Origin of the sequence: uncultured Mycobacterium sp. (assembly GCF_964249325.1) — a bacterium.
In the GTDB taxonomy this organism is placed as follows: domain Bacteria; phylum Actinomycetota; class Actinomycetes; order Mycobacteriales; family Mycobacteriaceae; genus Mycobacterium.
In genome coordinates this window covers 1-10,786 of record NZ_CAXUCH010000146.1, presented here as the reverse complement: position 1 = coordinate 10,786, position 10,786 = coordinate 1, and the positions used below count along the sequence as shown (strand labels likewise).

8 protein-coding genes are annotated in these 10,786 nt (G+C 65.9%); 3 read left to right on the top strand and 5 right to left on the bottom strand.

Going from position 1 to position 10,786, the window contains the following annotated elements:
• Window positions 1-47 precede the first annotated feature (47 nt).
• Window positions 48-3,515, bottom strand: a complete 3,468-nt coding sequence (locus tag ACFE99_RS16950) for a TM0106 family RecB-like putative nuclease (protein ID WP_375487291.1) — start codon at window positions 3,513-3,515, stop codon at window positions 48-50.
• 82 nt (window positions 3,516-3,597) lie between these two features.
• A complete protein-coding gene (locus ACFE99_RS16945; RefSeq protein ID WP_375487289.1) occupies window positions 3,598-4,191 on the bottom strand; it encodes an LppP/LprE family lipoprotein in 594 nt (197 codons plus the stop codon).
• A 145-nt stretch (window positions 4,192-4,336) separates the two neighbouring features.
• Between ACFE99_RS16945 and ACFE99_RS16940 the strand changes: the two genes are divergently transcribed.
• The 3 genes from ACFE99_RS16940 (at window position 4,337) to ACFE99_RS16930 (ending at window position 7,974) form a co-directional block, all read left to right on the top strand.
• Window positions 4,337-6,040, top strand: a complete 1,704-nt coding sequence (locus ACFE99_RS16940; protein WP_375487287.1) for a DEAD/DEAH box helicase — start codon at window positions 4,337-4,339, stop codon at window positions 6,038-6,040.
• Window positions 6,037-7,176 carry an acyltransferase family protein gene (locus ACFE99_RS16935; protein ID WP_375487285.1) on the top strand — a complete coding sequence of 380 codons (1,140 nt, stop codon included), beginning with the start codon at window positions 6,037-6,039 and terminating at the stop codon, window positions 7,174-7,176. The genes ACFE99_RS16940 and ACFE99_RS16935 overlap by 4 nt, the downstream gene beginning before the upstream one ends.
• Window positions 7,177-7,242: 66 nt before the next feature.
• Window positions 7,243-7,974 carry a siderophore-interacting protein gene (locus tag ACFE99_RS16930; protein ID WP_375487283.1) on the top strand — a complete coding sequence of 244 codons (732 nt, stop codon included), beginning with the start codon at window positions 7,243-7,245 and terminating at the stop codon, window positions 7,972-7,974.
• Here ACFE99_RS16930 and ACFE99_RS16925 read toward each other — a convergent pair.
• From ACFE99_RS16925 to ACFE99_RS16915, 3 genes are all read right to left on the bottom strand, one after another.
• The gene (locus tag ACFE99_RS16925) at window positions 7,944-8,555 is read right to left on the bottom strand and encodes a TetR/AcrR family transcriptional regulator (protein ID WP_375487281.1); all 612 of its coding nucleotides are present in this window, start codon (window positions 8,553-8,555) and stop codon (window positions 7,944-7,946) included. The genes ACFE99_RS16930 and ACFE99_RS16925 overlap by 31 nt on opposite strands.
• Window positions 8,555-9,778, bottom strand: a complete 1,224-nt coding sequence (locus ACFE99_RS16920; protein ID WP_375487279.1) for a cytochrome P450 — start codon at window positions 9,776-9,778, stop codon at window positions 8,555-8,557. Before ACFE99_RS16920 ends, ACFE99_RS16925 begins: the two co-directional genes overlap by 1 nt.
• 103 nt (window positions 9,779-9,881) lie before the next feature.
• Window positions 9,882-10,786, bottom strand: a 905-nt coding sequence (locus ACFE99_RS16915) for an FAD-binding oxidoreductase (protein ID WP_375487277.1), incomplete at its 5' end; no start/stop codon positions are given.

Sequence of the window (10,786 nt, the reverse complement as noted above, 5' to 3'; positions counted from 1 at the left end):
TTCCTGACACCCCCGGAGGCGTTTGTGAAGGACCAAACCGATCTATATCAGCCGTACAGAGCAGCGGCGCGACGAGCAGCCTGCCCACTGCGGCACAGCCATGACGTGTGCGTCCCACCCGAGGTCAGCGCGAGGAACGCGCCCAGCTCGACTAGCCCGGCGGGTGCAACGGGTAGGTATTCGGTCAACATGACCGAGCGCACGATCACCGCGGCATACTGGGCGCGGCTGACTGCGACGTTCAACCGATTCCGGTTGAGCAAGAACGAAATTCCGCGCGGTACCTCGTCGATGGACGATGCGGTCATGGAAATGAAGGCCACCGGCGCTTGTGTTCCCTGAAACTTGTCCACCGTGCCGACCCGAACCGCGTCAAGCCCGGCAGCCGTCAACCGCTGGCGCAGCAGCACGACCTGCGCGTTGTATGGCGCGAGGACGACCACATCGGAGGGGGTCAACGGCCGGGTGCCGTGCTCGTCGGTCCACGCCGAACCGAGCAGGCGCTGTATGTCGGCGACGATCGCGTCGGCTTCTTCCGGGCTGTCGGTCGAGTTGCCGTCATGCTCGATGCACCGCACGTGTACTCCCGGCGAGTACCCGTCGAGGTGGCGCGCCGCGGTGCATTCGGTGTGGGAATGCAGTCGGCCTTCGTAGGCCAGTGCCGACACCGGAGCACATACCGCCGGATGCATTCGGTATGAGCGGTCCAGGAAGTAGCCGCGTTGGGACGGCAAGGTGCGTTGCCCGTCCACCAGCCAGCCCAGAGCCGAGGTATCGACGGGTTCGGGATGGGTGCCCTGACTGACTTGCGGCAATTGTTGCGGATCGCCGAGTAGCAACAGGTTTGCGGCCGCCGGTGCTACAGCAATCGTATTCGCCAAACAGAACTGACCCGCCTCGTCGATCACCAACAGATCCAGGCTTCCCTGCGGCACCCGGGCGGGGTTGGCGAAGTCCCACGCCGTGCCGCCGAGCACGCATCCGGCCGTGTCGGAAATGAATGCGGCGTAGTCGTTTTCGTCGATGTGTTGCCAGCGCGGATTGTCGCGGCCGTTCGGCTTCTTGGCTACCCGCACGGGATCGATGCCGACCGTGATCGCGCAGTCGAAAAGGTTCTCGACCACAGCGTGCGACTGGGCGACAACCCCGATACGCCAACCGTGCTCGGTGACCAGTCGGGTGATGACCCGCGCAGCCGTAGACGTCTTGCCGGTTCCGGGCGGTCCGTGCACCGCGATGTAGGACGAGTCGAGGTCGAGCAGCGCGGCGGTGATATCCATGACGGTATCGACGCTGCGCGGCAGCGACGCACCGCTGCGGGTGCGCGGTGGGCGGCGCAGCAGGACGTCGAAGAGTGCGGTGCGAGGAAGCTCCGGCAACCCGGCCGCCACCGCTGCGGCTGTCGACTCGATCGATTCCCGCAGCTTCACCGTCGGCACGGGCTGCCCCGGTGTCAGCGCGAACGGCGTTTGGTGAAAGGTCGTGGCGGCGTCGGTGGTTCGCTCCAGGATCGTCACTTCGGTGGGCACCGCCGGGTCGTCGCACTCGACGACATGGGCTCGGCCCGCTGCTCGAAGGTCCGGATTGTCGGTCAAGGTTGCCGGGGCGGGTGGCTCGTAGAGCGCAAACACGTCAGCCTTGAGCTCCCCGCGCGCCAGCTCGCCGGTCAGCCGCACTCGCCGCTGCGGTTTGCGCGCGCGGGCAGGCGTATGCCACTGCGCCGTGACCGAGGCCATGTCGACGATGAAAACGTCCGTGTTGTCCGCCCATTCGTCGATCGGATAGTTCAACCGATCGAAGTGCGCCCACCAAAACGGCTTGTCCTCACGCCGGTGATAGCCACGGGCAGCAGCGATCAAGGCCACGGCCGTCTGTTCGCAAGTGCGATCGCCGGCGGAGGCATCGCCGGCGAAGTCGGCCAGGGTGTCTGCCAGCTGATCGTGCTGTTCGATGCCGTCACCGTCGGAAACAGGCTGTGCGCCAATAGGTGTGACACCCCACTCGAAGGCCCGCATGAGCAGCCAGTCGCGCAGCGCGCGGGTCGATCGGCAGTCGTATCGGTTATAGTCCTCGATTTCGTGGAGGACCGCAGAGGCCTCCTCGCCGCGTTCGCTGTCGCGTAGCTCGCAGTATCGAGCGTATTGGCTGATCGAGTCAGCAGCGGTGGTGACGTCACCGGAGCGCAGCTCGGCGCCCATGTAGAGCGGTTCTAATGCCTTGAGGCCGAACGACTCGGCGCCTATGCGAATGCTCTTGCGGACCAACGGGTACAAATCAACCAGGACTCCGCTGCGCAGCAAGTCGTCGACCTCGTCCTCGCCGATGCCGTGGCGGCCGGCGAGCCTTAGCAGGGCAGTCTTCTCGTAGGGTGCGTAGTGGTAGATGTGCATGTTCGGGTAGCGCCGGCGACGCTTGGCCACCAACGCCAGGAAGCCCGATAGCGCCTTGCGCTCGTCGGCCCGGTTATGCGCCCACAGCGGACGGAAGCGGCCTGCGGCGTCCAAGACGCCAAAAAGGTACTCCAGCCCCCAGTTGCTGCCGTCGACGGTCCACAGCGGATCACCCTCGAAATCGAAGAACAGATCGCCATCGTCGGGGTTCGGCAACAGGGCCAGTGGCTGCGGATCGGCGATCTCGAACTGCGGAGTGCCGGTTTCGCGTTCGGCGACTTGCAGTTTCGCCTGCGCGGTGAGGTTTGCCAACGTGCGGGACGCGAGATCTGGCACGGCCCCGGAGTGCTCGGCCAGTTGGGCGACCGTGGTGATCCCGGCGTCGATCAGCTTGGCGCGCTGGCTTATCCGCATGCTGGCAACCAGCAACAGGTCGTCGGACGCACGCACCTGCTGGTCACACTCCGGGCAACGGAAACAGGCCCGGACCCGCTCGTCGTCCCAGCGCACCGGGAGCCCGGCGGCGTAGTGATCGTCGAGCAGCTGCTGTAGTGCCGCGCGCTGAGACCGGTAGACCGGAATCAGCTCATCGACGCGGTAGTGGGCGACGGCGCCGTCGCCGAGTATCAACTCGGCCTCCGGCGCGACCGCCACGCCGGAAGACGCCAGCGCATCGGCGTAAGCCGCCAGCTGGAGCAGGGCAGTCACTTTGGCTGAGCGGGCCAGCTTGGTGTCGGCGACCCGGTAGCGGTCACCGTCGCGGATCAGAAAGTCGGCAAACCCAACGAAGCGGCCGTCGAACATCGCGGCCTGATACACTATCGGTGCGCCTTCGGCAATAGCGCGGCGGGTCGCCTCGGCGGCCGCGGTGTACCCGGAAACCGTGGATGCCGGCCGGCCGATGACAGCAACCGCACCGAACTGCTCACGCAGGTGGTCGAGCCGGCGTCGCTCGTGGTCGTCACCGAGAGCAGCGGTGCGCGCCAACAGGTCGTCGTCCTCGACGGTGATGGCCGGGCCCCACCCCAGCTTGGCGTCGAAAACCCGCAAGAGCGCGTATTCGCACTTGCATGCAGCCGCAAGATCCGAGGCACTGTAGATGACGATCCCGTCGGTGACCAACACAACAGCAACTGTAGGTCGGGGCACCGACAAATCTGGTCAGCCGGCGATGCTGGATTCGCGACTTCGCTGCCCGCGGTCGCGCTCAGCGGGCGGTGTTAGCGATGAGCTCTACTCCGTTGCCGTTCCAGCGGAATTTCACCACGCTGACCAAGCCCTGAATGCCGCTCGAATATGTGAGCGCCACCGTGTCACCGGTGCACTGCGATGTGTCGATCCCGTTGAAGCCGAACGTGTCCGGCAGTCCCTGCGGTATGTACTTGCCGAGATGGAACATCACCGCACGGGTGTTGGCATTCGTCGCGTTCGTGTTCGCCTTGACAATGACTGCCGACAGCTGTGCGCACTCGTTGTAATTGCCGGCCAGCGGTTCGGGATTCCAGGGCTGCTGGCTACGCGGATCACGAGGCAGCTCGGACACCGCCCGGGTGATCGCGGGCGAGGCGAGGTTGACTGCGCACGGGTCGGCCGGTGCCGCACTGGTGCTCGTCGGGCTGGGGGAGGCAGCAGGCGAAGCCGGCGGTTTGGACGTCGTGGCCGGGCGGGTCGTTGGTTGCGGCGTCTTGGCGACGGTGGAGTCGCCCGACCCGCAGCCGGCCAGCATCGCGGCCGCCACTGTGCTGGCGGCCAGGCCCGTCAGCGTCCGGACAGGGCAAGGTAGCCTCCACACAACGCGCACCGTACCGTCATCGGCTCCGCAGGCGTGGCAGGCGTGGCCGTCCGGCCAGCAACCGTGTCATACGCCTCCAACACTGGGTTGTCGGGTGGCGGCCCGCCGCGCTCGGCACCGCCGAGCTCGCGGTCGCCACTAAACTCGGTCTCCAATGACCTCACCAGATGCGGCGGCTGAGACATCCCCTGCCACGTTCGACGACCTGCAGATCCATCCATCGGTTCTGCGGGCAATCGTCGACGTCGGCTACGAAACACCCTCGGCCATCCAGGCGGCCACCATCCCGGCTCTGATGGCCGGTTCCGACGTGGTGGGCCTGGCGCAGACCGGCACCGGCAAAACGGCGGCCTTCGCCCTTCCGATCCTGTCCAAGATCGACAGCACCAGCAACGCGACTCAAGCATTGGTGCTGGCGCCGACCCGCGAGCTGGCTCTGCAAGTGTCGGAGGCGTTCAGCCGCTACGCCGCGCACTTGCCGCGACTTACCGTGCTGCCGATCTACGGCGGAGCCTCCTATGGCGTGCAGCTGGCTGGACTGAAACGCGGCGCCCACGTCGTGGTCGGAACACCTGGCCGGGTTATCGACCACCTGGACCGCGGCACGCTGGATCTGTCCCGGGTGGACTATCTGGTGCTCGACGAAGCCGACGAAATGCTGGCCATGGGTTTCGCCGATGACGTCGAACGCATCCTGGCTGACACCCCGGAATACAAACAGGTTGCATTGTTCTCGGCGACCATGCCGCCGGCCATCCGCAAGCTCACCGCCAAATACCTGCACGACCCGCTCGAAGTCACCGTCGAAGCCAAAACCACCACAGCAGAGAATATTTCACAGCGCTACATCCAAGTGGCCGGTCCGCGAAAAATGGAGGCGCTGACCCGAGTACTCGAAGTCGAGCAATTCGACGCGATGATCGTCTTTGTCCGCACCAAGCAGGCCACCGAAGAGGTCGCCGAAAGATTGCGCGCCCGGGGCTTTTCGGCGGCGGCCATCAACGGCGATATCCCACAGCCGCAGCGGGAGCGCACCATAGCGGCGCTCAAAGAAGGCGGTATCGACATACTGGTCGCCACCGACGTCGCAGCCCGCGGTCTGGACGTCGAGCGGATCTCGCATGTGCTCAACTACGACATTCCGCACGATACCGAGTCCTACGTGCATCGCATCGGTCGCACCGGGAGGGCGGGACGCTCGGGAACTGCGCTGCTGTTCGTCGCACCGCGGGAGCGCCACCTGCTCAAAGCGATCGAAAAGGCGACGCGCCAAAAGCTCATCGAGGCCGAACTGCCCACCGTCGAAGACGTGAACGCACAACGGGTAGCCAAATTCGCCGACTCCATCACCGACGCGCTCAGCTCACAGGGGATCGAGTTGTTCCGCAGCCTGGTCGAGGACTACGAACGCGAGCACGACGTTCCCATGGCCGACATCGCCGCGGCTCTGGCGCTGCAGGCCCGCGACGGCGAGGACTTCTTGATGGCGCCCGAACCTCCGGAGCCACGCCACACCGACCGCCGGACCGACAAGCCGGTGCGCAAGCCGCGAGAGCGCAGCAAAGACGGGTTTGCCACCTACCGCATCGCTGTCGGCAAGCGGCACCGGGTCGGTCCGGGCGCGATTGTCGGGGCTATCGCGAACGAGGGCGGTTTGCACCGCAGCGATTTCGGCCACATCACGATCGGGCCCGACTACTCCTTGGTGGAGCTGCCGGCACAGCTGTCGCGCGCGACGCTCAAGGCACTCGAACGCACCCGCATCTCCGGTGTGCTGATCAACCTGCGGCCGGACCGGCCCCCGCGCAACGGCCGCCGCCGCGACAGCGGTAAGCCGCGCCGGAAATCAGCCGGATGACCCTGTCAAAGGACAGCACTGTCCAGGGCGGACTCGAACAAGTCTCCGGGGTAGATCGTGTTGCCTCGCTGACCGGAATCCGTGCCGTCGCTGCCTTACTCGTCGTCGGAACCCACTCGGCCTATACCACCGGCAAATACACCCACGGGTATTTCGGGCTGGTGTGTTCCCGGATGGAAATGGGCGTCCCGATCTTCTTCGTCTTATCCGGCTTCCTGCTGTTCGGTCCGTGGGTGAAGTCACTGGTGACCGGGGGGCCACCACCGTCGGTAAGCCTTTACGCGTGGCACCGGGTGCGGCGCATCATGCCCGCCTACACCGTCACCGTGCTGGTGGCCTACCTCGTCTACCACTTCCGCACCGCGCGTCCGAATCCCGGCCACACCTGGATGGGCCTTCTCCGCAACCTGACGTTGACGCAGATTTACACGAAGAACTACCTGGGCTCGTATCTGCACCAAGGTCTTACCCAAATGTGGAGCCTTGCCGTGGAAGTGGCGTTCTATGTCGTGCTACCGCTGCTGGCTTACCTGCTGTTGTCGGTGGTCTGCCAGCGCCGTTGGCAGCCGAGGTTGCTGCTGGCCGCATTGGCGGGGCTGACGCTGCTGACGCCCGCGTGGCTGGTGCTGGTGCACACCACGCACTGGTTGCCGAGCAGTGCGCGGCTGTGGCTGCCGACATACCTGGCATGGTTCGTCGCCGGCATGATGCTGGCCGTGCTGCAGGCGATGGGGGCGCGGTGCTATGCGTTGGCGGCCATACCGCTGGCGACGGTCTGCTACTTCATCGCGTCGACCCCGATCGCCGGTGCACCGACGACCACGCCCAGCGGATTATCCGAGGCGCTCTTCAAAGCCGTGTTCTACGCGGTGGTCGCCGCGCTGGCGGTGGCGCCGCTAGGGCTGGGTGACCACGGCTGGTATGCCAGGCTGCTGGCCTCCCGGCCGATGGTGTGGCTCGGCGAGATCTCGTACGAGATCTTCCTGATCCATCTGGTGACGATGGAGATCGCGATGGTCGAGGTATTGCGGTATCGGATCTACACCGGATCAATGCTGAACCTGTTCGTCGTGACGTTGCTGATCACCATTCCGCTGGCGTGGCTGCTACACCGCTTCACCCGGATTCGGGGCTGAACCCGAAATCCGGAGATAGGTTAGTCTGCCCTAAGTTGACTCAGTCCAGGCGAAGGGCAAGACGGAATGGTCGAACAGAAAGTTACCCGCGGCTGGCAGGGCGCCGTGCTGAAGTTGTGGCGTCCCGGCGAGTATCGGCTCACTGTGACCGGGCGCCGGGAAATCAGCCCGCACTATCTACGGCTGAGCTTTGACGCCGGCGGCATGCTTGCCGACAACTCCCTGCATCCGACGATGTGGGTGCGGGTGTGGTTTCCCGGCGGGAACAAGCTGCATCAGCGCGGCTATACGCTGGTCGACCCCGATCCTGCCGCCGACACCGTAGACATCGAATTCGCGCTGCACGACGGGATCGCGTCGCGGTGGGCGTGCGAAGCACAGCCGGGCGACACCATCGAGGCGACGGTGCTGGGCAGCAACTTCGCTCTGCCAGAGCCGCGTCCGGCCGGCTACGTGATCGTCGGCGATACCGCCTCACTGCCGGCGATCAACTCGTTGCTGGACGCGATCGGCGACGCTCCCGCACGGGTGTTTCTGGAGGCCGGCTATGACGACGACAAAGACCTGCCGGTCGCCCGCTCCAGCGATGTCACCTGGGTGGACCGCAAGAACGACGGACAAGCGCTGGTGCAGACCGTCCAATCGGCGGCGTTCGACGCCAGCGACCACTTCGGCTGGGTCGCCTGCGACAATCACACCACGCGATCGGTAACCAAGGTGCTGTCGCAGGACTACGGCATAGCGCGGAAATCTATTGCTGCGCGGGCTTATTGGATGGTCGGGCGGCCGTCGGCCTGAGCGGCCGCCTCCTTGGCGGGCGTCACGATCGGGACGACGAACTCCTCGACCATTGCCCGTTCGTCGGCCTCACCGGAACCGGGGAACAGCAGCAGCGACGTGATCACGCGGACCAGCCAGCGGGCGCGACGTTCCACGACGTCCTGGTGGTCGGGACCCAGCGAGTTGAGGAAGGCCGCGGCTAACGCCTTGATCACCTCGGAATGCTCGGCCATCTCGCCGCCGATGGGTGGTTGGGTGGTCGCGAACCACGAAGCCAGCGCGGGGCTTTCGCGAACCAGGCTCAGCGTGGTCATGACACCGGCGATCAGTCGTTCTCGCGGGTCGTTGATACTGCTGATGCGCTCGTTGATCACCCGCATGAGCCGGTAGGTCTCGCGGTGCACGTAAGCGGTGCGCAACGCCTCCCGATTCTCGAAGTAGCGGTACAGCGTTGCGCGGGAACACCCTGCGGCCGCGGCGATCTCGTTCATGCCGACTGCGCTGGGGTCGTGCTTGGCGAACAGCTGCTCGGCGGCGTCGAGGATCCGGTCGGCGGCGACCTCGGTGCGCCGGGCGGCCAGCCAGTCGTTACCCGCCATCAGGCCTTCACCGTGAACGGGACCGACAGCGGACGTCGCACATAACTGCCGCCGGCCCACACGATCCCGGACTCGTGGACCTCGAAGTCCGGGCAGCGGGCCAGGAGCTCGGTCAACGCGACCCGCGACTGCATCCGCGCCGCGGCCGCCCCCAGACAATGGTGGGCCCCGTGGCTAAAGGTCAGGATGTTGCGCGGACACCGGGCCACGTCCAGCTCGCCGGCGTCAGCGCCGTATTGGCGTTCATCTCGGTTTCCTGATCCGTACAACAGCAGCACTTTGCGGCCGGCCGGCACGACGGTGTCCCCGATCGTCACGTCGCGGGTGGTGGTGCGGGCCAGTCCCTGTACTGGCGACGTCAGACGCAGCAGCTCGTCGACCGCGTCGGGGATCAGGTCGGGATTGTCAACGACCAGCTGGCGCTGATCTGGGCGCTCGTTCAGCAAAGGCATTGAGCCGCCGAGCATCCCGGTGGTGGTGTCGTTGCCGCCGGTGACCATGGTGAACGTGAACGCGAGTATCGACAACGTGCCGGCGATATCGCCGTCGGCACCGACGCCGGCCGCCACCAGATGCGAGATCGTGTCGTCCTCCGGCTCGCTGCGGCGACGCTCGATGAGCTCGGCGAAGTACGCCATCATCGAGCCGACCGCATCGCCGGCGGTGGCCACGCCGCCCTCGGCAGTGTTGGCCGCGACGATCGCCTGCGTCCAGCCGTCGAACTGCTTGCGGTCCTCTTCGGGCACGCCCAGGTAGTGCGCGACGACCATCGACGGCAGCGGCTTGAACAATTCGGCGACAATGTCGCCGCCGCCGTTCACGCGCAACCGTTCGATCCGCTCGACGACGAACTCGCGGACCTTGGGTTCCACCGCCTCGACCTGGCGCGGCGTGAAACCGCGTGCCACCAGCTTGCGAAACTCGGTGTGCACCGGCGGGTCCTGCATCACCATCGGCGGATTGTCTTGCAGGCCAATCAGTTCCAGCTCGCTGTAGTTGACGGTCAAGCCCTGGGCGGACGAGAACGTCTCGTGGTTGCGGGCGGCCGCCCAGATGTCGGCGTGCCTCGACAGCACGTAGTAGTCCTGGTCGGGCCGGTCTTGTGGAACGACGTGATGCACCGGGTCGTGGTCGCGCAGCGCTTTGTACATCGGCCAGGGATTGGCCCACGTCTCGGCGGTGGCGAGCTGAAACCGAGGCTTATGAGACAAACTGACCGTCATGTCTTATTCGTACGACAAAGTGAGCAGACTGTCAACCGCCGAGCGTGAACTACACGACGCGACGCGCCGTAACAGCGTCGCGAGATTCACACTCGCCGATCAGTTAGATGCCTGAGCCGGGGTTCAGGATGCCCAGCGGATCCAACGCGTCCTTGATCCGGCGGTTCAACGCCATCGCGTCCGGTCCCAGCTGGTCGCCAAGCCACGGCCGCTTCAACCGCCCGACGCCGTGTTCGCCGGTGATCGTGCCGCCCAAGCGCAACGCCAGGTCCATGATTTCCCCGTAGGCCAACCCGGCTCGCTCGGTCATCGCCGCATCGGCCGGGTCGTGGACGATCAGCGGGTGGGTGTTGCCGTCACCGGCATGTGCGATCACCGAGATCATCAGTTCCCGGTCGGCCGCGATCCCCGCTATCCCGCTCGCCAGGTCGGCCAGCGCGGGCGGCGGCACGCCGACGTCTTCCAGCAGCAGCGGCCCCTTGGCCTCCACCGCGGGAATCGCGAACCGGCGCGCCGCGACGAACGCCTCGCCCTCGTCCGGGTCATCGGTCGAAAAGACTTCGGTCGCACCGTATTCGCTGAATACCCCGGCCATGAACTCGGCGTCCTCGGTGCCCGCGCGGCCCCGTTCGTCGGAGCACGCCAGCAGCATCGCGGCGGCGCCGCGGTCCAACCCCATCCGCAGCTTGTCCTCCACCGCGTTGATGGCGACCGAGTCCATGAACTCCAGCATCGCCGGACGAATCCGGGCGCTCACGGCCAGCACGGCCTCGGCGGCGGCCTCCACGGACGCGAAGTTGGCGACCACGGTGCACGACCGCTGCTGCGGCGGCACCAGCCGCAGCGTCACCTCGGTGATGATGCCGAGCGTGCCTTCACTGCCGACGAACAGCTTGGTCAACGACAGCCCGGCCACGTCCTTGAGCCGCGGCCCGCCGAGCCGGACCGCGGTGCCATCGGCCAGCACCACCTGAACACCAAGCACATAATCGGTGGTGACGCCGTATT